General features: G+C 72.6%; 20 protein-coding genes. 11 read left to right on the plus strand and 9 right to left on the minus strand.

Annotated features, from left to right (window positions below):
- Nucleotides 1-264: 264 nt before the first annotated feature.
- The 6 genes from egtA (at nucleotide 265) to ACGFZW_RS04395 (ending at nucleotide 7,180) form a co-directional block, all read left to right on the plus strand.
- A complete protein-coding gene (gene egtA / locus ACGFZW_RS04370) occupies nucleotides 265-1,641 on the plus strand; it encodes an ergothioneine biosynthesis glutamate--cysteine ligase EgtA (protein ID WP_393891502.1) in 1,377 nt (458 codons plus the stop codon).
- A complete protein-coding gene (gene egtB / locus ACGFZW_RS04375; RefSeq protein ID WP_393891503.1) occupies nucleotides 1,638-2,957 on the plus strand; it encodes an ergothioneine biosynthesis protein EgtB in 1,320 nt (439 codons plus the stop codon). Before egtA ends, egtB begins: the two co-directional genes overlap by 4 nt.
- Before the next feature lie 91 nt (nucleotides 2,958-3,048).
- Nucleotides 3,049-3,804 carry an ergothioneine biosynthesis protein EgtC gene (egtC, locus tag ACGFZW_RS04380; RefSeq protein WP_393891504.1) on the plus strand — a complete coding sequence of 252 codons (756 nt, stop codon included), beginning with the start codon at nucleotides 3,049-3,051 and terminating at the stop codon, nucleotides 3,802-3,804.
- Nucleotides 3,801-4,763: an L-histidine N(alpha)-methyltransferase gene (egtD, locus tag ACGFZW_RS04385; protein WP_393891505.1), complete on the plus strand. Its 963-nt coding sequence runs from the start codon at nucleotides 3,801-3,803 to the stop codon at nucleotides 4,761-4,763. Before egtC ends, egtD begins: the two co-directional genes overlap by 4 nt.
- A 165-nt stretch (nucleotides 4,764-4,928) precedes the next feature.
- Nucleotides 4,929-5,831: a phosphatidylinositol-specific phospholipase C domain-containing protein gene (locus tag ACGFZW_RS04390; RefSeq protein WP_393891506.1), complete on the plus strand. Its 903-nt coding sequence runs from the start codon at nucleotides 4,929-4,931 to the stop codon at nucleotides 5,829-5,831.
- Nucleotides 5,832-6,070: 239 nt separating this feature from the next.
- Nucleotides 6,071-7,180 carry a trypsin-like serine peptidase gene (locus tag ACGFZW_RS04395; protein ID WP_393891507.1) on the plus strand — a complete coding sequence of 370 codons (1,110 nt, stop codon included), beginning with the start codon at nucleotides 6,071-6,073 and terminating at the stop codon, nucleotides 7,178-7,180.
- Here the strand turns inward: ACGFZW_RS04395 and ACGFZW_RS04400 are convergent.
- A complete protein-coding gene (locus ACGFZW_RS04400; RefSeq protein WP_393891508.1) occupies nucleotides 7,103-8,137 on the minus strand; it encodes a phosphatidylinositol-specific phospholipase C domain-containing protein in 1,035 nt (344 codons plus the stop codon). The two genes, ACGFZW_RS04395 and ACGFZW_RS04400, sit on opposite strands and share 78 nt — an antisense overlap.
- A 167-nt stretch (nucleotides 8,138-8,304) precedes the next feature.
- Here ACGFZW_RS04400 and ACGFZW_RS04405 point away from each other — a divergent pair, with 167 nt between their 5' ends.
- Nucleotides 8,305-8,829, plus strand: a complete 525-nt coding sequence (locus ACGFZW_RS04405) for a DUF2165 domain-containing protein (RefSeq protein ID WP_393891509.1) — start codon at nucleotides 8,305-8,307, stop codon at nucleotides 8,827-8,829.
- An 18-nt stretch (nucleotides 8,830-8,847) separates the two neighbouring features.
- Here the strand turns inward: ACGFZW_RS04405 and ACGFZW_RS04410 are convergent, their stop codons facing one another.
- Both ACGFZW_RS04410 and ACGFZW_RS04415 read right to left on the minus strand, forming a co-directional pair.
- The gene (locus ACGFZW_RS04410; RefSeq protein ID WP_393891510.1) at nucleotides 8,848-10,020 is read right to left on the minus strand and encodes an FAD-dependent monooxygenase; all 1,173 of its coding nucleotides are present in this window, start codon (nucleotides 10,018-10,020) and stop codon (nucleotides 8,848-8,850) included.
- A gap of 140 nt (nucleotides 10,021-10,160) precedes the next feature.
- Nucleotides 10,161-13,340, minus strand: a complete 3,180-nt coding sequence (locus tag ACGFZW_RS04415; protein ID WP_393891511.1) for a bifunctional cytochrome P450/NADPH--P450 reductase — start codon at nucleotides 13,338-13,340, stop codon at nucleotides 10,161-10,163.
- Nucleotides 13,341-13,445: 105 nt separating this feature from the next.
- Here ACGFZW_RS04415 and ACGFZW_RS04420 point away from each other — a divergent pair, with 105 nt between their 5' ends.
- From ACGFZW_RS04420 to ACGFZW_RS04435, 4 genes are all read left to right on the plus strand, one after another.
- Entirely contained in the window at nucleotides 13,446-14,144 is a 699-nt protein-coding gene (locus ACGFZW_RS04420) for a PAS domain-containing protein (protein WP_393891512.1), read from the plus strand.
- Nucleotides 14,145-14,219: 75 nt separating this feature from the next.
- On the plus strand, nucleotides 14,220-14,681 hold the full coding sequence (locus ACGFZW_RS04425; protein ID WP_393891513.1) for a universal stress protein: 462 nt from the start codon (nucleotides 14,220-14,222) through the stop codon (nucleotides 14,679-14,681).
- Between the two features lie 105 nt (nucleotides 14,682-14,786).
- Nucleotides 14,787-15,002: a dodecin gene (locus ACGFZW_RS04430; RefSeq protein WP_393891514.1), complete on the plus strand. Its 216-nt coding sequence runs from the start codon at nucleotides 14,787-14,789 to the stop codon at nucleotides 15,000-15,002.
- Nucleotides 15,003-15,126: 124 nt separating this feature from the next.
- Nucleotides 15,127-16,578: an amino acid permease gene (locus ACGFZW_RS04435; protein ID WP_393891515.1), complete on the plus strand. Its 1,452-nt coding sequence runs from the start codon at nucleotides 15,127-15,129 to the stop codon at nucleotides 16,576-16,578.
- A 128-nt stretch (nucleotides 16,579-16,706) separates the two neighbouring features.
- Here the strand turns inward: ACGFZW_RS04435 and ACGFZW_RS04440 are convergent, their stop codons facing one another.
- The 6 genes from ACGFZW_RS04440 to ACGFZW_RS04465 all read right to left on the minus strand — a co-directional run bounded on the left by ACGFZW_RS04440 (nucleotide 16,707) and on the right by ACGFZW_RS04465 (nucleotide 23,597).
- Nucleotides 16,707-17,528, minus strand: coding sequence for a hypothetical protein (locus ACGFZW_RS04440; RefSeq protein ID WP_393891516.1), 822 nt, complete (start codon nucleotides 17,526-17,528; stop codon nucleotides 16,707-16,709).
- Nucleotides 17,529-17,537: 9 nt separating this feature from the next.
- Nucleotides 17,538-18,659, minus strand: a complete 1,122-nt coding sequence (locus tag ACGFZW_RS04445; protein WP_393891517.1) for an ABC transporter permease — start codon at nucleotides 18,657-18,659, stop codon at nucleotides 17,538-17,540.
- Complete coding sequence (locus ACGFZW_RS04450) at nucleotides 18,656-19,618, minus strand: ABC transporter permease (protein WP_393891518.1); 963 nt, start codon at nucleotides 19,616-19,618, stop codon at nucleotides 18,656-18,658. The genes ACGFZW_RS04445 and ACGFZW_RS04450 overlap by 4 nt, the downstream gene beginning before the upstream one ends.
- Nucleotides 19,611-21,233 carry a sugar ABC transporter ATP-binding protein gene (locus ACGFZW_RS04455; RefSeq protein WP_393891816.1) on the minus strand — a complete coding sequence of 541 codons (1,623 nt, stop codon included), beginning with the start codon at nucleotides 21,231-21,233 and terminating at the stop codon, nucleotides 19,611-19,613. Before ACGFZW_RS04455 ends, ACGFZW_RS04450 begins: the two co-directional genes overlap by 8 nt.
- Nucleotides 21,234-21,397: 164 nt before the next feature.
- Nucleotides 21,398-22,483, minus strand: a complete 1,086-nt coding sequence (locus ACGFZW_RS04460; RefSeq protein ID WP_393891519.1) for an ABC transporter substrate-binding protein — start codon at nucleotides 22,481-22,483, stop codon at nucleotides 21,398-21,400.
- Nucleotides 22,484-22,586: 103 nt separating this feature from the next.
- Entirely contained in the window at nucleotides 22,587-23,597 is a 1,011-nt protein-coding gene (locus ACGFZW_RS04465) for a LacI family DNA-binding transcriptional regulator (protein ID WP_393891520.1), read from the minus strand.
- Nucleotides 23,598-23,601 lie beyond the last annotated feature (4 nt).

Consider the following 23,601-nt stretch of genomic DNA (forward strand, 5'->3'; position numbering starts at 1 on the left):
CCCCCGGTCCTGTCCGGGCTTCCCCGGGCCTCTTCCCCGGCCGCCGGTCAGGTCTGCGGATGTGGGGAGGGGCCGCAGGGCCGTCCCCGTCGCCGAGCGGGCGCCCCGGACCCGGGCCCGGGTCCCCTCCCTCGGTTCGCCCGCTCGTCCGCAGGCGGCCCGTCCGTGCCGCCCGCGTCCCGAATGCGCCCTTGAGCCCGCCGCCCGCAGCCGCTTAGGTGGAGGGCGGCAAACCTGCCGCCATCCCGGAGGGGAGAGGGAACGATGCCCGTACGGCCCGCGGTGACCGAGGCGGATCTTGAAGCGCATCTGCGCGGAATATGCTTCAAGACCGGCCCGCCACGCCGCATCGGCGTCGAGATCGAATGGCTGGTTCACGACGCACGCAACCCCCGATGTCCGGTCGAACCGTCCCGGCTGCGCGCCGCTCAGGCTGCTCTGCGCGCGCTGCCCCTCGATTCGCTCCTGACCTTCGAACCCGGCGGCCAGCTGGAGCTCAGCTCGCTCCCCGCCACCTCCCTCAGCGCCTGCATCGAGGCCGTCTCGGCCGATCTCGCGCTGGTCAGGCCCGCCATGCTCGACATGGGCCTGGGCATGGCCGGCCACGGCCACAACCCCTGGCACGCCCCGCAGCGCGTGCTGACCGAACCGCGCTACAACGCCATGGAGGCGTACTTCGACCGCTGGGGCGCGGCCGGCCGGTCGATGATGTGCTCCACCGCGTCCGTGCAGGTGTGTGTGGACGCGGGCCACGAGGAGCCCGGACCGCTCGGCTTCGGGCGGCGCTGGCTGCTGGCCCATCTGCTGGGCGCGGTGCTCGCCGCGGCGTTCGCGAACTCGCCGACCAGCGAGGGCTGCCCCACGGGCTACCGCACCACCCGCCAGGTCGTCTGGTCCCAGCTCGACCCGGAGCGTACGCTCGCCCCGCCGCAGGACCCCGACCCCCGCACGGGCTGGGCGCGCTACGTCCTGGACGCGCCGGTGATGTGCATCCGCTCCGAGGACGGACCCTGGGACGCGCCGCAGGGACTCACCTTCCGCGAATGGGTCCGTTCGGGCGTGCCCAGACCTCCCACCCAGGAAGATCTCGACTACCACGTCTCCACGCTGTTCCCGCCCGTGCGGCCGCGCGGGCACCTCGAACTGCGGATGATCGACGCGCAGCCGGGCGACGCCGGCTGGATCGTGCCGCTCGCGGTCACCGCCGCTCTCTTCGACGACCCGGAGGCCGCGGAGCGCGCCTATCGAATCGTCAAACCCCTCGCGGAGACGGCCGGTGCCCGGCCCGCGCCGCGCAACCCGCTGTGGCGGCACGCCGCCCGCGGGGCACTGACCGACCCTGAGCTGCACGCCGCGGCGGTCGCCTGCTTCGCGGCAGCGCAGGAAGCCCTGCCACGGCTCGGCGCCTCGCCCGGAGTGATCGAGGCCGTCGCGGACTTCACCGAGCGCTACGTCGCGCGGGGCCGCTGCCCGGCCGACGACCACCTCGACGCCGTGTACGCCGCGGACCCGGCGTACGCGCCCGCCGCACCGGACCCCGCGGACCCGCCGGCCGACGGCCCGGCCCGCGCCACGGACATCACCGATCCCACAGGCTTCGCGGCCGAGGGCGAGCTCACTCTTGGGAAGGACAGCCAGTGACCATCGACCCCGAGTCGCTCAGGGAGCGCGCGGCCACGGCGCTGCTCGCCGCCCGCGACCGCACCCGTCTGCTGACCACCTGCGTCGAGGAGCCGGACCTGCTCGCCCAGCACTCACCGCTGATGTCCCCCCTGGTGTGGGACCTTGCGCACATCGGCAACCAGGAGGAGCAGTGGCTGCTGCGCGCCGTCGGCGGCCGCGATCCGCTGCGCCCCGACATCGACTCCGTCTACGACGCGTTCGAGCACCCGCGCGCCGAACGCCCCTCGCTGCCGCTGCTGGCACCCGCCGAGGCGCACGGCTACGTCGCCGAGGTGCGCGGCCGGGTGCTGGACATCCTGGAGCGCACGCCGCTGCGCGGCGGTCCGCTGCTCGACTCCGGGTTCGCCTTCGGCATGATCGCGCAGCATGAGCAGCAGCACGACGAGACCATGCTCATCACCCATCAGCTGCGCCGCGGCCCCGCGGTGCTGACCGCGCCCGAGCCTCCGGTCACCTCCGACGGGATCCTGCCCGCCGAGGTCCTCGTCCCCGGGGGCCCCTTCACGATGGGCACCTCCACCGAGCCGTGGGCACTGGACAACGAACGGCCCGCGCACCGGCGCCTGGTGCCGTCCTTCCTCATCGACACCACACCGGTCAGCAACGGCGCCTACCTGCGGTTCATCGAGGACGGCGGCTATGACGAGCCGCGGTGGTGGGCCGAGGAGGGCTGGGCCCAGGTCCGCGAGCACGGGCTGCGCGCACCGCTGTTCTGGCGGCAGGAAGGCGGCCGGTGGCTGCGCAGGCGGTTCGGGGTGACCGAGCCGGTACCGCCGGACGAGCCCGTGCTGCACGTCAGCTGGTACGAGGCGGACGCCTACGCGCGCTGGGCGGGACGCCGACTGCCGACGGAGGCCGAGTGGGAGAAGGCCGCTCGGCACGACCCGGCCGGCGGGCGGGCGCTGCGCTACCCGTGGGGTGACGAGGAGCCGACACCGGCGCACGCCAATCTCGGCCAGCGGCACCTGCGCCCGGCCCCGGTCGGCAGCTACCCGGACGGCCAGTCGCCGCTGGGCGTACGGCAGTTGATCGGTGATGTGTGGGAGTGGACGTCGAGCGACTTCCTGCCGTATCCGGGCTTCGTCGCGTTCCCCTACCGCGAGTATTCGGAGGTGTTCTTCGGCGGGCCGTACAAGGTGCTGCGCGGCGGGTCCTTCGCGGTCGACGCGGTGGCCTGCCGGGGCACGTTCCGCAACTGGGACCTGCCGGTGCGGCGGCAGATCTTCTCCGGCTTCCGCACTGCCCGGGACGCCGACCCGGCGGCGGGCGCGTGAGGCCGGCGGCCCCGCCGCGGCAGGCCACCGGGCGCCCCCGCCGGCGAGCTGCCGCGGGGCGCTGCCCGACCGCGCCGGGGGGCGATGCCTGATGTGCCGTCATATCGCTTACGTGGGGCCCGAGATACCTTTCGCCGACGTGGTGCTGAGTCCGCCCGACGGCCTGTACCGGCAGTCGTGGGCACCCCGCCGCCAGGTGCACGGCACGGTCAACGCGGACGGTTTCGGCGTGGGCTGGTACGCGTCGGGCGACCCGGTGCCCGCGCGCTACCGCCGGGCCGGTCCGATCTGGGCCGATGAGCTGCTGCCCGACCTGGGGCGGGTGATCCGCACCGGCGCGCTGCTGGCAGCCGTGCGCGACGCCACCGAGTCGGGCGCGGATGCCGAGGCCGCGGCCGCGCCGTTCGCCGCCGGCAGGTACCTCTTCAGCCACAACGGCGCGGTGACCGGCTGGCCCGGCTCCATGGCCGACCTGGCCGCCGAGCTGCCGCCCGAGGAGCTGCTGCGGTTGCAGGCCCGATGCGACGCCGCGTTCCTGTGGGCCCTGGTCCAGCACCGGCTGGCGCAGGGCGACGACCCCGGGGAGGCGCTGGCCGCCACCGTGACGGCGGTTGCCGGAGCCGCACCGGGCTCCCGCCTCAACCTGCTGCTCACCGACGGCCTCTCCATAGCCGCCACCACCTGGGGCGACACCCTCTTCCATCACTCCGTTCCGGGAGGCGGCACGGTCGTCGCCTCCGAACCCTACGACCGTTCCCCCCACTGGACCGAGGTCCCCGAAGGCACTCTGCTCCGCGCCACCCGGACCGACGTCCATCTCTCCCCGCTCAAGGAGCCCGAAGCGTGAGCCCCCTCAGCATCACCCGCACCCTCCCCGCCGACGCCACCGCGGCCGCTCTGCGTGCCGATGTCGCCCGGGGTCTGACCAGTACGCCGAAACAGCTGCCGCCCAAGTGGTTCTACGACGCCCGGGGCAGTGAGCTGTTCGAGGAGATCACCAGACTTCCCGAGTACTACCCCACCCGCGCCGAGCGCGAGATCCTGCTCACCCGCGCCGATCACATCGCCGCCGCGACCGGGGCCCGCACCCTCGTCGAGCTGGGCTCGGGGTCATCCGACAAGACACGGCACCTGCTCGGCGCGCTCTCCGGTCTGCACACCTATGTGCCCATGGACGTCAGCGAGTCCGCGCTGGCCGCGGCCGGCGAGGCGCTCCTGGCCGAACTCCCCGGCCTGACCGTGCACGCGCTGGTGGCCGACTTCCAGCGGGGCCTCACCCTGCCCGACTCCCCCGGCCCGCGCCTGCTCGCCTTCCTCGGCGGCACCGTCGGCAACCTGCTGCCCGAGGAGCGGTCCGCGTTCCTGCGGTCCGTCCACGACGTGCTCTCCCCGGGCGACGCCCTGCTGCTCGGCACGGACCTGGTCAAGGACGAGGCCACGCTCGTCGCGGCCTACGACGACGAGCGCGGCGTGACGGCCGAGTTCAACAAGAACGTGCTCCATGTCATCAACCGCGAGCTGGGCGGCGACTTCGACCCGGACGACTTCGACCATGTCGCCGTGTGGAACGCCGACCGTGAGTGGATCGAGATGCGGCTGCGGGCCCGCAAGGAGCTGACGGCGAAGATCCCCGGCGTGGACCTGGCCGTGCCCTTCGCCGCGGGCGAGGAGCTGCGGACCGAGATCTCCGCCAAGTTCCGCGAGGACGGCGCACGCGCCGAACTCGCCGCTGCGGGGCTTGAGTTGACACAGTGGTGGACCGACAGCGCGGAGCGTTTCGCGCTGTCGCTGTCCGTCCGCGGCTGACTCGGCGACCGGCACAGGTCCGGTTTCCGCCATCCTCGGCCGGCGAGCCCTCGGGGCTCGCCGGCCGGGTGCCGCATCCACCCCCCATATGGTTCGATGCCCCGAACATGCGTGCGCACCGGAGCAACCGGTCGGCACGCCGGGTCGACGGGCAGGGGTGGCGGGATGGGGCTGGACCGGCGGGGTTTCCTCAGGGGCGCGGCGGCGCTCTCCGCGGCGGGCGTGCTGGCAGGCGCCGGCAGCGGGCAGTTCACGGCCACCGCGGCGCAGCGCAGGGCGTCCGTACTGTCGGCGCAGGACTGGATGTCGGCGCTGGGCGACGGCACACCCCTCCAGCGGTTGACGATCCCGGGCACGCATGACTCCGGCGCGCGCGTCGGCGGCCCCTGGGTCGCCTGTCAGAACACCACGATCGATGCCCAACTCGCCTCCGGCATCCGCTTCCTGGACGTCCGCTGCCGCGCCATCGACGGCGTCTTCGCGATTCACCACGGCACCTTCTACCAGCAGCTGATGTTCGGCGATGTGCTGAACGCCTGCCGGGCGTTCCTCCAGGCGCACCCGTCGGAGACGGTGCTGATGCGCGTCAAGCAGGAGTACTCCGAGGTCGCGGCCGAGGAATTCCGCCGGATCTTCGACATCTACCTCGACGACAAGGGCTACCGCTCGCTGTTCCGGCTCGACGGCGGCCTGCCGCCCCTGGGGCAGGCGCGGGGCAAGGTCGTCCTGCTGGCCGACGCGGACGGCCTGCCGGGCGTCCGCTACGCCGACCCGCAGCTGTTCGACATCCAGGACGACTACATGGCGGAGCCGTTCGCGAAGTACCCGAAGGTCGAGGCGCAGTTCCGCAAGGCCGTCGCCGAGCCCGGCAAACTGTTCGTCAACTACGTCAGCACCGCTGCCCTGCTGCCGCCGCGTTCCAACGCCGACCGGCTCAACCCGCAGGTCAAGAGCCTGCTGACGGGGGCGGAGGCGAGCGGCTGGACGGGCCTTGGCATCGTGGCGATGGACTTCCCCAACGAGGCCGGCCTGGCCGACACGCTGATCCGGCACAACCTGGCGGTATAGCCCGGGAGCGGACACGGAACCGTCGGCGCCGGGGGGGGCGAAACGGCCCCGCCGGCGTACTGCCGCGCCGTCCCGCCGATCGGGTTCCGGTCCGGCGGGGTTTCGGTGACCTCGGACGGCGCTCCGCCGTGGCATCGGGCGACGACGGGCGAGCATGCCGCAAACTGGGCGAAATGTCTGGTTCTGCTGTCGCCCGGTCGCCGGCCGGGTGCTGCGGCTGATGCGACGAGGCGGCACTGGTGGAGACGAGCGAAGGCGGCCCGACCACGGCGGACACGGCGGGAGTCGGTGCGGCGGGAGCGGCGACTTCGGCACCGTCCGGCCGGCCGAGCCGCCGTGCCCGCGCCCGCGCGCGCCTGCGCCTCTTGCGTCCGCTGCGGGTGGTGTCGGCGCTGATGCTGCTGACAGCGGCCGCGGGCGGCACCGCGCTCGCATTGCGTCCCGGACCGGCCGATCCGTTCCTGGCCGCCGGGGACGCCGCCACGGGGGCGTACGTCGCGGACCGGGCGGGCGGGGACACGGCCGCCGCCGCGGTACTCGCCGGCCCGTACACCGAGCGGCCCGGCCCGCCGGCGGCGCGTCGCACCGGCGCCCCCGGAGCGGGAGCCGCATCCCGGCCGGTCGCCGCGTCGTCGACCACGCCCTCGCCGCAGATCGGCGCGCTCTTCTCGCCCGGCGACGACGGTGACCCCACCCACCACTGCACCGCGAGCGTGGTGCACTCGCCGGCCGGGGACCTCGTCGCCACCGCCGCGCACTGCGTGCACGACGGCGGGTTCCGTACCCGGCTGGTGTTCGCGCCAGGGCTGGACGGCCGGTTCGTGCCGTACGGCCTGTGGGTGCCCACCCGGGTCCTCGTCCACCCGCGCTGGATCAGCGACCGGGACCCCGACCACGACGTGGCGTTCCTGCGGGTGCGGCGGGCAGGGGCCGTGGGCGGCCGGATCGAGGACGTCACCGGGGCCGAGCACATCCGGTTCGGCGCCCCGGCCGGCCGGCCGGGGCTGCTGACCGGCTATCCCGACAATTGGGACACACCGGTCAGCTGCCGGCACACCGTGGAGGCCCAGGGGCCGTCCCAACTCCGCTTCCCCTGCCCGGGATTCCCCAACGGCACGAGCGGCGGGCCGATGCTCACCGACCTCGATCCGGCCACCGGGACGGGGGCACTGATCGGAGTGATCGGCGGGCTGGACGAGGGCGGCGACGACGCCACCTCCTACAGCAGCCGCTTCGGACGGGACACCGCCGCGCTCTACCGGCGGGCGACCTCAGTCCCCGCGCGGGACCACGGTCTTGAGGACGGACGGCAGCGGGTACCAGTCGGAGGTCGCGAAGCTGGCGTGTGACGAGGCGAGTTGGCCGACCCGCCCCTGCGCCTCGGCCTCGGTCGGCCGGGTGGCATCGATCTCCGGCGCGACCTTGTGGGCGTCGGTCATGACGAGGAGATAGTGGCGGGTGTCGTACCAGGCGGTGTCGATGCTGCCGTTGAGGTACGTCGCGGCGTCACCGTCGAAGACCACGAAGTAGGGCCGCAGCGCCGGGTCGGCGTAGCGCGTACGAGGGTCGCCCGCCGTGGCGCCGTGCACCGCGGGGAAGGCGGTTGACCGCGCCAGAGCGCCCTGGCCCGCCAGGTCCTTGAGGTGGGTGGCGTACTCGACGTCGGTCCACAGCTTGTCGAACGGATTGTCCTCCTCGACGGTGCCGGGGATCAGCTCGAAGAGGAACTTCCCGGCCAGGTCTGCGCGCGCGGGCCAACCGCCGGCGCGTACCGCCTCGGCGGGGTTCGCGTGTCCCGCGGTCAGCTCGCCGGGCCCGTAGACCGCGTCACCGAGCTTCTCCCGCACCAGTGCGTCGAACTCGGCCGGTCCGCGGCCGCCCTTGGCGTTGAAGCCGTCCTTCATCTCGATCTTGACGAGTATCGGGCGGTGTCCGGGGTTGGCGTCGTGCCAGGCCCGCATGTCGGCCAGGCAGCCGCCGAAGCTCTGGTTGCGGCTCTTGGTGCGCAGCTCGGCGGCGTTCGCGGCGTTCTCGCAGTTGTTGTCGTTGCCGAGCGGGTTGCTGTGCGAGACGCGGAAGGAGGAGCCGAAGCCGTTGGACCAGAGGTCCAGTTCCAGGAGCGCGGCCCCGGAGTCCAGCGCGTCCGCGAAGTACGGGTACTTGTCCTTCTCGTAGGCGTTGTGGACACCCACCGACGTGCTGGTGTCGTATGTCGTGGCGGCCGTCCCGGCACCTGCCGGTCCGGCCGCCACGAGTACCGCCGCCGTCGCGACGGCTACCGCTCCCACGCACCGGGTCCTGTTCATGCGCCCCGCTTTCCCCTGAGATCATCGGCCGTTCGGCCATTCGTCGCCCGGTCGGTCATCCGGTCGAATGGGCAGCAGCGTACGGGAGTTGGGTGCGCAGGTGACCAGGGGGCAGATGGCGAACGGGGAAATGTATGAGGTCCGGGTAATGATTGATGGAGGGTGTAATGACCGACAGAAGACAGACCACAGCGCTGCCGCTCGCGGCAGCCGTGCTCACCGCGACGATCGCGCTGCACATCACGCTCATAGCCTTCGGCAATATCACCGACTTCGACACCAACCGGGAGTTCGTCCGCCATGTCCTGGCGATGGACACCACGTTCCGGGACCCGGAGATGATGTGGCGCGCCGTCACCTCGAAGGCCGCGCAGGACGCCGCCTATCTGGCGATCATCGCCTGGGAGACGGTGGCCGCGGCGGTCCTGCTGGCGGCCACCGCGCTGTGGACTCTCGGTCTGCGGCGGGGCCGCACGGAGCGGGCACGACGGATCGCCACCGTCGGTCTGCTGATGGTGTTGCTGCTGTTCGGCGCGGGCTTTCTCGCGGTGGGCGGCGAGTGGTTCGCGATGTGGCAGTCGAAGGACTGGAACGGCCTGGATGCCGCCACCCGCAATCTCACCCTCGCCGGGATCGTGCTGCTGGTCATCCATCTGCCGGGTGCCGTGGGGCGGCAGGGCGACACGGAGTAGGCGCCCTGCCGGCTCGCCTCACCACGTGATGCGGTAGTCCGTCAGCCAGTTCTCGCCGCCGTCGCCGCCGTCGCGTGGGGTGCCCGGCTCGGGCCGCTGCCGTCCGGCCGGGCCCATGGCGGTGCGGCGGGCCATGCCGGCGCTGGCCGCGACGACCTTCTCCACCCGCTCCCGGCGCAGTTCCTCGTACGCGGTGAAGGCGCTGCGCGGATCCGGCAGGTCGCGCAGACATCGGGCGAGCACGACCCCGTCCTCGATGGCCATGGACGCGCCCTGGGCGGCGTTGGGTGCGGCCGCGTGGGCCGCGTCGCCGATGACGACCATGGTGTCGGTGTGCCAGGTCGGGATGGTGGCGAGGTCATAGGAGTTGGAGGCGATGACGCGGTCGCCGCTCGCCCCGACGAGGGCGGCGGCCGGGGTGTCGTCCCCCTCGAAGAGCCCGGCGACCCGCCGGCGCCACTCGGCGGGGCTGCCGGGGTCCGACCGGTCGAACTCTGGCCCGGGGGCGTTGGCGAACCACCAGACCTCGCCGTCGGGGGCGCGAGTGCAGCCGAAGAACGCCTGCTTGCCGAAGATCATGGTGTAGGTCTCCGGGGCGGGCGGATGGTCGGCCGTCCCGGCGTCCCCGGTGTAGCCGCAGACGGTGTTCTGCCCGGTGTAGCGCGGGCGCGGCGCGGCCGGGTCGATCAGTGAGCGAGTGACGGAGTGCAGGCCGTCAGCACCGATGAGGAGATCCCCTTCGGCGCGGCTGCCGTCGGCGAAGACCGCCGCCACCCCCGTGCCGTCCGCGCGGCGCACCGGCTCGGTGGCGACGAGGCGCTTCCCGTGCCGGACGGTGACACCTCGGCGGGCTGCGTCGGTGTGCAGCACGCGATAGAGCGTGGCCCGCCGCAGGGTGCGCGGGCCCGGGCCGTTGCCGGTGCCGGCGATCGGCCGCTCCCCCAGCAGGTCACCACGGTCGCCGAAGAGCTGCACCTGCCGGGCGGGGAAGGAGTTCTCCAGGACGGGGCCCTGGGCGTCGATCACCCGGAGCGCTTCGAGACCGTTGGCGAAGACGACGAGGAAGGCGCCGGCGTCGTCCGCGCCGGTCGGGTACGACTCGAAGATCTCCGCTTCGATGCCCGCCTTGTGCAGCGCCATCGCGGTCACCGCCCCCGCGATGCCGCCTCCGATGATCAGAGCCTTGGTCATACCGCGTGTCCCCCCGGTCGGGCCGTCGGCCGCACCCCGCGGCCGTCGAACGGCGCGACCCCGAGGGGCCGCACCCCCCACCCTGGCCCCGGCGGGCCACGAGATCCAGTCCGTGTGCCCGCCGGGGGACGAGGAGTTCCTCAGCCGGCCGCGTAGACGTCCTCGATGTAGCGCCCCGAGGCGGTCAGTTCCCGCAGCCACGCCTCGGACTCCGTCGCCGAGGCGCCGGTTCGGGCACCGTGCAGATCGCGGAAGGCGGCCCGGACCCCCGGTGCCATCCTGCTGCCGTCACCGCAGACGTACACCCGCGCGCCCGCCTCCAGCAGCTGCCACACCTCGTCGGCCTCGGCGGCTATCCGGTGCTGGACGAAGCGGTGGCCGTTCTCGGGCCGGGCGCTGAACACCGGTCGTACGGACACCGCTCCGGCCTCCTGCGCGGCGGCGAATTCCGCGGCGTGCAGGAAGTCAGCGTCGGGGTCGTCGCAGCCGAAGTAGAGCCGCGCCGGGGCGGTCCTGCTCGCGGCGACACGGTCGGCGACGGCGCCGCGGAAGGGGGCGAGCCCGGTGCCGGCGGCGATCATGATGACGGGGGTGGGGTCGGCCGGATCGAGGCGGAACGCCTCACGGCAGGGCTGTACGCGGGCCAGGACGGTGTCACCGGGCCGCAGGGTGTGCAGATAGGTCGAGCCGGTGCCACCGGGCAGCAACGAGACCATCAGGTCAGCGTGCCGGGGGTCGGCGGCGGGCGAGGACGACAGGGAGTAGTGCCGGGTGCGCAGCGGCGGTAGCAGCGCCAGGATCGCGGGCCACGGCAGTGCGCCGCGCAACGCGGGGTGTTCTTCGATCAGTTCGATCAGGGTGCGCGGATCGTCCTCGGCGAGGGCCTCGATCGCCGCACGCTCGGGCGGGCAGGGGTTGTGCGCGGCGAGCAGTGCGGCCTGCCCCGGTGCCGGACGCGCGCCCAATTCAAGGTGATTGGACAGCAGTTGCCGTACCGTCAGTGGACGGTCGACGGGGAGCGTGTCGCGACCGGGCCGTCCCGCGTGCAGGGCGAGGACGGTGTCCGGGTCGACGCCGAGGGCGCGGGCCGCCCGCTCGACCACGGCCGGTGCGTTGACCGGCAGTACGGCGAGGTGGTCGGCCGTGCGGTAGCTGACGCCTTCGGGTAGCGCGATGCGCAGGAACCGCTTGGGCCGCGGCCACCCCTCGGCGGTGAGGTCGTGGGCCTCCGTGACGGTCATCGCCACGACGTCGTGCCGGGCGGCGAGCGCGTCCAGCGGCCCGCCGGTGATCTCGGTGACGGTGTAGCCGGCGTCCTCGGCGGCCGGTGCGCCCGCTCCGACGCTCGCCGGATCGCCGTATCGCGCGAGCAGCGAGGTGCGCAGCTCCGCGGTGAACTCCTTGACGGCGCCGCCGAGGTCGCCGGAGGCGTCGGCCTCGGCGCGCGGCAGCAGCCGCTCCCCGCCGAGCGCGGCCAGCCGGTCGTCCAGGCGCATCGGCACGTGCTGGTAGGTCGCGGCCCAGTTGCGGTCGCCGACGCCCAGAACGGCGTAGGGCACGCCCTCGACGGCGCCTTCGGGGGCGGTGTCGAGCCATCGGACGAAGTCGGCGGCGTCGTCGGTGGGCTGGCCGTTGTAGGAGGCGGCGACGATGACGACGGGCCGGTCGGCGGGCAGCGCCCCGGCGTACGCGTCCAGCGGCGCCACGTCGGCGCCGAAGCCGAGTGCGGTGGCCTCGTCGGCGAGCCGCTCGGCGAACTCACGGCAGGTGCCGTAGTTGGTGCCGTGCAGGAGCAGCAGGCCGGTGCCCTGGGGGACCCGGGTGGGCAGTCCCTCCGCACGGGCGGCGGCCGCGTCGTCCGCGGCACCGACGGTCGCGCCGGGCAGCACCGCCAGCGCGCCGCGGACCGCCGCCCGGTCCTGGGGCGTGCGTGCCGCCAGGGTCAGCGTGAACCCGTCGGGCTTGAGGGTCAGCGTCTCCTTGATGCGCAGCCGGTAGTCGGTGTGGTCGATCAGGCGGTAGCGGTGCACCAGGAGGGCGAGCAGCATGGTCGCCTCGTGCAGCGCGAACTGCCTTCCGATGCAGGCGCGTTCACCGGTTCCGAACGGCTTGTAGGCGTGCGGCGAGCGCGCCGCCTCGGCCTCGGGGCCGAAGCGGGCGGGGTCGAACAGCTCGGGGTTGTCGCCCCAGACCGGGTCGCGGTGCAGCATCGGGGTGAGGACGGTGACCAGCTCGCCCGCCCGCACCGGGTAGCGGCCGCCGATCAGGGTGTCCTCGCGGGCCTGGCGGCTGAAGGCGGCGGCGGTCGGCCACAGCCGGAGCGCCTCGTTGAGGATCTGCCGGGTGAACGGCAGCCGGCCGATGTCCTCGAAGGACGGGTCGGGGTCGGTCTCGTCGCCCCACAGCTCGTCGACCTCGCGCTGGGCAAGGCGCAGCGCGACCGGGTCCTTCAGCAGGTGGTGCAGGGCGAAGGAGAGGGCGCCCGAGGTGGTCTCGTGGCCGGCGATCAGGAACGTGATGACCTGGTTGCGGATGTTGGCGAGGTCGAGGCGGGGCCCGTCCTCGCCCTCCCCGGTGGCGCCGAGCATCAGGCCCAGCAGATCGTCGTCGCCGCTCTCCCCGCTCGCGGTACGGGCGGCGATGACCTCGTCGACGACGGACGCGAGGTAGTCCGCGTCGGCGCGGAACGCCGCGTCCTCCTCGGTGTGGTCGGTGCCGGGCTTGCGGGCGAACTTGGTCATGCTCCACTGCAGGCAGCGCACCATCGACTCGACGAACGGGTGCGGGGTGTCGCGGGAGAACGAGGCGAAGTCGAAGCCGAAGCCGGCGAGCCCGATGGTGTCCAGCGTCATCCGGGTCATGTCCTCGGCGACGTCGACGGGGGTGCCGTCGGCCACCCGCCCGTCCCAGCTGTCCATCACCCGGCGGGCGACCTTGAGCATCGCCGGGTGGTAGGTGCGCATCGAACCGAGCGCGAAGGCCGGCATCAGGACCTCGTGCGCCCTGGCCCAGTTGGGCTCGTCGTTGTAGGCGGTGAACAGACCGTCCCCGGCGAATTCTCTGACGTCCTCCAGGACGACCGACACGCCCTTGGCGAAACGGGTCTCGTCGGCGACCTCGGTGACCAGGTCCAGCGAGGAGATGAACAGCGTCTCGCGGTCGCCGAGCTTGCGCTTGAAGGCCGGGCCGTGGATCCGGGCGAGGTCCATGGCCTGCTGGATGGGCGTGCTGGTGAGGCCCGCCGCCGAGAGGTCGGCGACCGGGATGCCGTCGTCGGCGGCGGCGCGTTCGTCGGTGTGCAGCGCGATGGTGTCGGTCATGTCTCCAGCGTGACCGGCCCGGTGTGCTGGACATGACCGGGCAACTGCATGATTGTGCAGTGGTTTTTTGCTGCCCGCTCTTGCGGGCGGACCGGAGAAGAGGCAATGGACAACGGGACAGCCGACGGCCCGAAGGGCGAGGGAGCCGGCGGACCGCGCGCGCCGGGCGGGTCGCTCGACCCGGCCGGCCCGTACGCCGCCGGACCCTGGCGCAACTATTTCCTGATCCTGCTGGACCGTATCCCCACCCCGATCGCGGTGTGTCACGCCGACGGCGAGGTACTGATCGCCAATCCGGCGATGGCCGCGGAGTGGGGTGCGGCCCCCGGGCAGCTGCGCGGCCGCAATCTGCTGGACCTGTTCAGACCCCGGGCGAAGGCGCAGCTCGACCGGCTGGCCGAGGCGCTGCGGCTGGGGCACCGGTCGCGCTATCCGGTGGAGGTGCACTGGCAGGCCGGCGCCGAGGGCGCGCCGCGGGAAGGGGAACTGACGGTCGATCCGGTCGGCGACCCGTCCGTCCGGCCGCCGGCGCTGCTGGCGCTGCTGCGGGTCCGCGACACGAGCCCGCCGCCCCGGCCGCGCGGTTCGGCGAGCCCGGTGGAGGCCCGCATCCTCGCGCTTGCCGCGGGCGGCGCCACCACCGCTTCGATCGGCACCGCGCTGGGCCTGACCGTGGACGGCGTCAACTACCACCTGACCCGGCTGTCCCGGCGCTGGCGGGTACAGGGACGTACCGCACTCGTCGCCAAGGCGTACGTGCTGGGCGTCCTGTCCGCCGACAGCTGGCCGCCGGCCCCTGCCTGACCCGCCGGGAGGACGGCGCGCGCGGGGCGCGGCCCCCGGTCCCGGCAGCACGCGTGTGCGGATAACCTCCCGGGTGTGGAGGAGAACACTCCCGCGCCTTTCGAGCGCGGAACGGACGGCCCGAAGGTCATCGTCGTCGGCGTCGACGGCTCCGACTCGTCGTGGCGCGCCGCCGCCTACGCGGCCGGGCTGGCCCGGCGCCAGTTGTCGAAGCTGGTCCTGGTCTACGTCCAGCCGGTGATGCCGGCCGGCGCGGTCATGGGCGCCCCCGTGGTCGACGCCACGAACGAGGTGGCCGAGGAGCTGATGGCCGAGATCCGCAAGGCGACGGACCGGCTGCAGGGGATATACAACGTCCGCTGGGAGTTCCACACGCTGCGCGGCGACCCGTTCAACGGCATGGTGCAGATGGCCGACGAGCTGAAGGCGGACGCGGTGGTGGTGGGCGCCTCGGAGTCGGCCGGGCACCGCATCATGGGATCGGTCGCGGTCCGCCTGGTCAAGGCCGGGCGCTGGCCGGTCACCGTCGTGCCGTAGCGGCGCGCCCGCGCGGCTCCCGGCCGCTCCGCTGGTGAGGTGGGCCGGGCTGAGGCACGGTGGGAGATGGACGGGCGGAGCGCCGCCCCGACGAGGGAGACCACCGTGACCGACCGCACGTATCGCGTGACCGAGATCGTGGGCACGTCCCAGGCGAGTGTGGACGCCGCGATCCGCAATGGCATCAAGCGCGCCTCCGGGACCCTGCGCAATCTGGACTGGTTCGAGATCACCCAGGTCCGCGGACATCTCGTCGACGGCGAGATCGACCACTACCAAGTCGGCCTGAAGGTCGGATTCCGGCTGGAAGAGGCCGACTGACACCTCTCCCGTGTGTCTCTACCGGGAAGAATCGGAAGAACGCGGGAGTCGCCTTCCGTAGAGGCCGCTGAGGGACCATGATGATCCGCCGTCGGACCACGACGGAGCGTACGGAGGATCACGCATGGGGCTGCGCGCGGGACAGGGCGTATTGCGCCGCAAACCGATCGACCACATCACGGAGACGGAAGGCGGTTCCGGCCAGCAACTCACCCGGGCGCTGGGCCTGTGGCAGCTGACGGCCATCGGCGTCGGCGGCATCATCGGCGCGGGGATCTTCACCCTCGCCGGCACCGTCGCGAACGGGAAGGCCGGGCCCGCGGTCCTGATCTCCTTCCTCGTCGCGGGCGTGGCCAGCGCGGCTGCCGCCTTCTCGTACGCCGAATTCGCCGGGCTGATCCCGAAGGCGGGCTCGGCCTACACCTACGGCTACGCGGTGCTGGGCGAGTTGGCGGGCTGGTTCATCGGCTGGGACCTGCTCCTGGAGTACACCGCCATCGTGGCGGTGGTCGCCATCGGCATCTCGGGCTACTTCAGCTTCCTGCTGGGAGAGACGGGCGCGGAGCTGCCCGCCTGGATGCTGGGCGCGCCGGGAACCGGCGAGGGGCACCGCGTGGACCTGTTCGCGGCGGTGCTGTGCCTGCTGATCGCCTATCTGCTGACCCTGGGCATCAAGAACGCCGCCCGGTTCGAGACGATCGTGGTGGGCCTGAAGGTCCTGGTGGTCCTGCTGGTGATCGGGGTCGGCTTCTTCCACATCGAGACGGGCAACTACGAGCCGTTCTTCCCCTTCGGGGTGGGCGGCGCGTTCACGGGCGCGGCGACCGTCTTCTTCGCGGTCTTCGGCTATGACGCGATGAGCACCGCGGCCGAGGAGTCGAAGGACTCGCAGCGCCACATGCCGAAGGCGATCATGTATTCGCTGGCGATCTCGATGGTGCTGTACGTGCTGGCCTGCCTGGTGCTGACGGGTATGCAGGACTACAAGGACATCGACCCGGAGAGCGGCTTCTCGACGGCGTTCAAGTCGGTGGGCCTGAGCGGCCTCGCGGATGTGATCGCGGTCGGCGCGATCATCGGCATCCTGACGGTGATGTTCACCTTCATGCTCGGTGTGACCCGCGTGTGGTTCTCCATGAGCCGGGACGGGCTGCTGCCGAAGTGGTTCGCGAAGACCAGCCCCAAGCACCATGTGCCGACCCGGGTGACCTGGATCGTGGGCGTCGCGTCCGCGGCCATCGCGGGCTTCGTGCCGATCGGTGAGGCAGCGGAGCTGACCAACATCGGCATCCTGCTGGCCTTCGTGGTCGTGTGCTCCGCGGTGATCGTGCTCCGCTACAAGCGCCCCGACCTGCCGCGGACGTTCCGTACGCCGGGAATGCCGGTGGTGCCGGCGCTCGGGGTGGCCTTCTCGATCTGGCTGATCACCTTCCTGGAGTGGCAGACCTGGGTGCGCTTCGCCGTCTGGCTGCTGGTCGGCCTGGTCGTCTACTTCGGCTACTCCTACAAGCGCTCGGAAATGGCCAAGGTGGAGCAGACGGGATCTGCCGCCCCGGGCGGCAAGGAGAAGCTGTGAGCGGCAGCCGCTGAGCGGACTACGGTTCAGGCGCGGGGGCCGTCGGGGAGTATCCCTCCGACGGCCCCCCGCGTCTGTCGCTGATGATCCGTCAGAGTCGCCATGGCGCCCGCCCGCCGGGCCTCGCCCTACCCGCGCCACCTGTCGCGCAGCAGCCACCGCAGCCGCTCGCCCACGCCGTGGCGCCACAACCACATCGGTAGTCGGCGGTGCGCCACGTAGCCCCAGATGTCCGTGTCGGCCTCGTTACCGCGATGGCAGCCGCGCAGCAGGTCCAGGCAGCGGCGGTCGACCGTGCCGTGCAGCCGGGCGGTGTGGGCGAGGGCGACGATGCCCTGGTGGCGGAGCCCACTGTCCGCCGCATCACGGGCACGTTCGAGCGCCTGTGCGACACGGGGCAGGATCGCCGCGGCGTCGGGGTGGGCGAGAGCGAGCCCGATGACGGCCACGCCCACGAGCTCCTCGCCCCGCTCGAATGCGGCGTCGACCTCCTCGGGGCGGTCCGTGCTCAGCAGCGCGGAGCTGTTCCGCCAGTTCATGCCCCGGCCGGCAGCGGCGCGTTGGAGCAGGAATTCCCGTCTCCCCAGGTCAAGTTGGTCCACATCGGGCCCGGGGCCGCCGGTTTCGGGGCGCGCCGCGCGCCATGCCGCGGCGAGGTACTCCCAGATCCGCCCTGCGGCGTCCGCCTGCCCCGCGTCTTCGTTGAGGAGTTCCCGGCAGACGGCGCCGAGCGCCGAGGCGTCCGGCCCTTGCCGCTGGATCCGGGCGAAGCCCGCGGCGGACGGGCGGAGGTCGCAGGTGCGCAGGAAGGCGAGCCGGACGGCGTCCTCGGCGGTCAGCCGGCCGTGTACGTACCCCCAGGCGAGTTCGGCCTCCTCCAGGGCGACGGCGTACCGGACGAACTCGGCGGGGATGCAGGGGGGCGGGGCGGGAGAGTCGTCCGGGGGCACGTCGTGAGCCTACCGAGCAGGTCGGCGGGCGAGGCCGGCGGAGTGCCGCCCCGCGCCGCGGGCGGCCCGCCGCCCGCGGGCCGTCTCACCTCGGTGACGCCAGGACACGCCCTGGCGTCGCGACCGCCGCCCCAGCCACGTCTGGGCGACCACCACCAGCACCAGGAAGCCGCCGCTGACGACCTGTTGGTAGGCCGAGTCCAGCGAGCCGATCTGGTTGATGACGTTCTGAATGACCTTCAGCAGCAGAACGCCGACCAGGGAGCCGCTGACGAAGCCGAAGCCACCGGTGAGCAGGGTCCCGCCGATCACCACGGCGGAGATCGCCTCGAGCTCCATGCCGGTGCCCAGGATGGTGACGCCGGAGGCCAGCCAGGCGGCGTTCAGGGCGCCTGCGAGACCGGCGAGCACCCCGGACATCGTGTAGACGAGGATTTTGGTGCGGGCCACCGGGGTCCCCATCAGCGCGGCCGCGTCCTCGTTGCCGCCGACCGCGTAGACCTGCTGGCCGAAGCGGGTGCGGCGGAGCAGCACGGCGCCCGCGACGAACAGGGCGAGGGCGATCCACGCCGGGACGCCGAGGCCGAGCAAGGTGCCCTGCCCGAGCCGGGCGAGGACCGAATCCTCGGCGACGAGGTAGGTCGTGGCCCCTTCGTCGGTGACGGCGAGGAGCAGGCCGCGGGCGGCGAGCATGGCGGCCAGCGTCACGATGAACGGCGCGAGCCGGGAGCGGGCGATCAGCAGACCGTTGACCAGCCCGAACAGTGCGCACACGACGAGCGGCAGCAGCAGCGCGACGAGGGTGCCGTGACGCGATCCCCAGGCCGCCAGGACACCGCCGAGGGCGAACAGCGAGCCGACGGACAGATCGATCCCGCCGGTGACGATCACGAAGGTCATACCGAGCGCGATCACCGCGAGAAAGGCCGAGGAGACCGCCATGTTCCGCAGATTGTCGGGGGTGGCGAAGGAGTCGAAGGAGAACGTTGCCACCAGGCCGATGACGACCAGCGCCGCCAGGGCGCCGTGTTGCCGGGCGAGGGCGCTCAGCCGCTCGCCGCGGGTCCGTCCGCGCCGTGCTGCGGGCGGCGCCGTCGCCGCCGGCGGCGCGGGTGTACGCAGTGACGTCATCGCTTCCCCCGCTCCCGTGCCGCGTGGACCGCGAGCACGATGACGACCGCCTGCGCGATCTGGGTCCAGGACGGTGGCAGATCGTGTTTGATCAGGGTGGCGGTCAGCAGTTGGATCAGGACGGCGCCGGCGACCGTCCCGCCGATCCGCACCCGGCCGCCGCTGAGCGGGGTGCCGCCCACCACCACCGCGGTGATGGCGGACAGTTCCATGAGGGTGCCGAGCGAGGTCGGGTCGCTCGCCGTCAGCCGTGCCGTGGCGAGCACCCCGGCGAGCGCCGCGAGTACGCCCGAGCCGACGTAGACCAGCAGCAGAACCCGGCGGACGGGCAGTCCGGCCAGCGCCGCGGCCGGGCGGCTGTCGCCGATGGCCAGCAGGCGCCGGCCGAAGAGCGTGTGCCGTACGACGAAGCCGACCAGCAGGGCGAGGCCCGCGGCGATCAGCACCAGGTAGGGGATGCCTGCCAGGGTGCCGGAGCCCAGGGCGGCCATGCCCGGGTCACGGACGTCCTTGAGCTGCGGCAACAGCACAAGAGCCAGCCCACGGGCACCGACCATGAGGGCGAGGGTGGCGACGATCGGCTGCACACCGACCCAGGCGACCAGCGCCCCGTTGGCGACGCCGACGGCGGCCCCGCCGAGCACCGCGACGAGCGGGGCGATCCACGGCCCGTAGCCGAGATAGAGCGAGACCAGCGAGGTGGCCAGGGCCATCACGGAGCCGACGGACAGGTCGATTCCCTCACTGCCGATGGCCAAGGCCATACCCAGCGCGACGATGATGACGGGGGCGACCTGGACGGCCTGGGTGCGGAAGTTCTCGCCGGTCAGGAAGTTCGGGGTGATGACGATGTTGACCAGCACCAGGACCGCGACGCCCGCGTAGACGCCGTAGTCCTGCAGGCCGCGCAGCAGGGCGGCACGGTCGGTGGGCAGGCGCCGCAGCACCAGATCAGCCATGGTCGGCGGCCTCCTCGGCGGACGGCGGTCGGTGACCGGCCGGTGCCCGGGGCGGGGCCCCCTCGGATGGTGCGGGCCCGTGCCGCGGAATCGGCGCGTCCCCCGCACGCCGGTCCTCCGCGGCTTCGGCGATGGCGCGCATCAGGTCGTCCTCGGTGACGTCGTCACCGGTCAGTTCCCCCACCACCGATCCGTCCTTGAGGACCACAACCCGGTCCGAGCCCTCGATCAGCTCCTCCACGTCGGAGGAGATCAGCAGCACGCCGAGACCGTCCTCGGCGAGCTCGTCGATCAGCCGCTGCACCTCCGCCTTCGCACCGATGTCGATGCCGCGGGTCGGCTCGTCGAGCAGCAGCACCTTCGGGTGCATGGCGAGCCAGCGGGCGAGCAGCACCTTCTGCTGGTTGCCGCCGGAGAGTTCACCGACCTTCTGGTGGGGGCCGGACGCCTTGATGTTCAGACGCCGGACGAAGGTGTCCACGACGCGGTCGATCCGGGGGCGGGAGACCAGGCCGAAGCGGGAGAGCCGCGGCAGTGCGGCCAGCGCGATGTTCTCGCGCACCGAGAGGCCGGGCAGGATGCCCTCGGCCTTGCGGTCCTCCGGCAGCAGGCTGATCCCGGCGCGCAGCGCGGCGGCGGTGGAGCCGGTGCGTACCGGGAGCCCGGCGACGGTGACCCGCCCACCGGCCGGCAGTGCGCCGGCGATGGCCTTGGCGGTCTCGCTGCGCCCGGATCCGAGCAGCCCTCCCAGCCCCACGACCTCGCCTGGGCGGACCGAGAGCGAGATGCCGTGCAACCGGCGCGGGGCCGTCAACTCCTGCACCGCCAGTACGGGTTCGGCTCCGGCGGTCTCGTGCGCTCCGCTGAACCGGGTGACGCCTTCGCGGCGCACCTCCCCCATCTCGCGGCCCAGCATCAGGGAGACAAGTCGCAGCCGGTCCAGGCCGGCGAGCTGTCCGGTGTGCACGCTCCGGCCGTCGCGGAGCACGGTGACGGCGTCGCAGACGGCGTAGAGCTCGTCGAGGCGGTGGCTGACGTAGACGACCGCGACGCCCCGCTCGCGCAGCGTGCGGATGACGCCGAAGAGGGTCGCCACCTCACGCGGTTCGAGGGAGGAGGTCGGCTCGTCCATGATGACCACGCGGGCGTCCACCGACCGTGCGCGGGCCAGCGCCACCATCTGCTGGGCTCCGACGCCCAGTTCGCGCAGGGGACGGCGCACGTCGACGCATACGCCGAGGTCGGCCAGGGCCGTCCCGGCCTCGCGGTGCATCCGGCCGAAGTCGATCAGACCGAGGCGGGTGCGCGGTTCCCGGCCAAGGAAGAGATTGCGGGCCACGCTCATCAGGGGGATGAGGTTGACCTCTTGGTAGATGGTGGAGATGCCCGCGTGCTGGGCGTGCAGCGGCGTCTGGAAGCGGACCGACCGTCCGTGGTGGCGCAGCTCGCCGGCGTCGGGCCGGTGCACGCCGGTAAGGACCTTGATGAGGGTGGATTTCCCGGCGCCGTTCTCCCCCACCAGGGCGTGCACCTCCCCGGCCCGTACCGCGAAGTCGACGCCGTCCAGGGCGAGTACACCGGGAAAGCTCTTTGTCAGGCCCTGTACGGCGAGCACCTCGGCCGCGCTCCCGGCTTGCGCGGGCGAGGCGCTTCGACCGGCCTGCGCGGCGCCCGGTGTGCCGGCCGCCGTGCCGCCGCCCGGCGCGTGCGGCGGCGGCCCGTCCGGTGCACCGGTGGACGCTGTGCGGTCCGGACGCGCCGGCCGTGGCAGACGCATCGTCAGAAGGCCTTGCCGAGGTCGGCCTCGGCATTGGCGTCGGTGTAGGCGCTGTCGCGGATGACGATGTCCTGGGAGACCTTCTTGCCCCGGGTGAAGGCGTCAAGCGTCGCGAAGGCGAGCGGGCCGAAGCGGGGGTTGGACTCGATGACGCCGTCGATCCAGCCGTCGATGATGCCCTGAACGGCGCTCCGGGTGCCGTCGACGGTGACGATCTTCACCGCGCCGGGCTTCTTGCCCGCGCCCTTGAGGGCGTTGACCGCCCCCAGGCCCATCTCGTCGTTCTCGGCGTAGATGCCGTCGATGCCGGGCCTGGACTGGATGAGCTGCTCGGTGACCTGCTGGCCCTTCTCACGGGCGAAGTCGCCGGTCTGCTGGAAGACCACCTTCAGCTTCGGGGCCTTGGCCCGGATCCGGTCCTTGAAGCCCTTGGTCCGCTCGGTGGTGACGTTGTTGCCGGCAGCGCCCAGCAGGATGGCGACCTCCCCCTTGCCGCCGGTCGCCTCGATCATCCGGTCGGCGGCCCGCTCGCCCTGGGCGACGAAGTCGGAGCCGATGAAGCTGACGTAGTCCTTGCAGGGCTTGGCGTTGATCTTGCGGTCGATGGTGACGACGGGGATGTGCCGGGCGGCCGCCGCGCTGAGCACCGGGTCCCAGCCGTCGGAGTTCAGCGGCGCGATGACCAGCAGGTCCACGCCCTTGGCGATCAGGTCCTGGACGTCGCTGATCTGCTTGGAGAACTGCGACTGGGCGTTGGCGGCGAGCAGCCGGATGCCGCGCTTCTCGGCCTCGGCCTTGATGGAGGCGGTCTCGGCGATCCGGAACGGATTGGCTTCCTTCTCCGACTGGGAGAAGCCGACCGTGGCCTTCTTCAGGTCGAGTTTCCCGGCGCCGTAGGCGTCGAGGGTGCAGCCGGCCTTGCTGCCCGCGGACGGTCCCTCGACCGCCTGCTCCCCGCCGGAGCCGGCCGCACCGGCCGGCTTCGCGCCGTCGTCCTCGGACTTGGCGCAGGAGGTGACGGTCAGGGCCAGGCTCAGGGCGAGCCCCGCGACCAGGGCGGAACGGTGTCGACGAGCGTACGGATGCATGGCAGAACCCCATCTCGGGCGATCAAGTCCGTTGTCCGCAGCGATATTTATAACGTTGGAAGGGCGCTGTAAACCCTTCGCGCAAGGACTCGTACGGCGCGGTTCACCGCCGGCCGAGCGTGCTCTCCCGCGCCACCAGGGCGAATTCCGGCTGGAGTTGGCGCGGGCGGTTCTCCTCGCCCGCCAGACTCGCGATGATCGACTCCACCGCCAGCCGGGCGATGGCCTGCTTGTCCGGCGCGATGGTGGTCAGCGTGACGGCGCCGAACCGCCCCTCGGTGATGTCGTCGAACCCCACCACCGCCACGTCCTCCGGCACCCGCAGCCCGCGCTCGAACAGCACCCGCATCGCCCCGATCGCGATCAGGTCGTTGTAGGCGAACACCGCGTCCGGCCGCTGTCCGGCGTCCAGCAGCGCCGCCATCGCGCCGGCGCCGTCCGACCGCTCCCAGCCCTGCGTGGGCCCGATCAGGCTCGCCTCCTCGGCGACGCCGGACGCCGCCAACTCCGCCTGCCAGCCCAGTTGTCGCAGATGGGCGGGCTGGTGCGTGCGGTCCCTGCGGGCGCCGAGGAAGGCGATCCGGCGCCGCCCGAGGTCGAGCAGATGACGCACGGCGGCCCGCGCCCCGGCGATGTTGTCGATGGCGATGTGGTCGTGCGGCAGGTCGTAGCGCCGCTCGCCGAGCAGGACCAGCGGGGCGTCGTCGCTGCGGGCACGCAGGTCCTCGGTCTCCAGCTCGATGGGGCTGAGGATCAGCCCGTCGATGACCCGGGCGCTGAAGCCCTGGCTGACCAGGATCTCGCGCTCGCGCAGCCCGCCGGTGTGGTCGAGCAGCACGGTGTAGTCGTGCCGGGCCGCCGCGTCGACCACCGCTCCGGCCAGTTCGGCGAAGTAGGGATTGCCCAGTTCCGGCAGTGCCAGGGCGATGATGCCGGTACGCCCTTTGCGCAGGTGGCGGGCGGTGAGGTTGGGGCGGTAGCCGAGCTCGTCGATGGCCTGCTGGACGCGCGCCCGCATCGCGGGGGTGACGTGCTGGTAGTTGTTCACGACGTTCGACACGGTCTTGATCGAGACGCCGGCGCGCTGCGCCACATCCTTGAGGCTGACCCTCATCGGA

Origin of the sequence: Streptomyces sp. NPDC048248 (genome assembly GCF_043201875.1) — a bacterium.
In the GTDB taxonomy this organism is placed as follows: domain Bacteria; phylum Actinomycetota; class Actinomycetes; order Streptomycetales; family Streptomycetaceae; genus Streptomyces.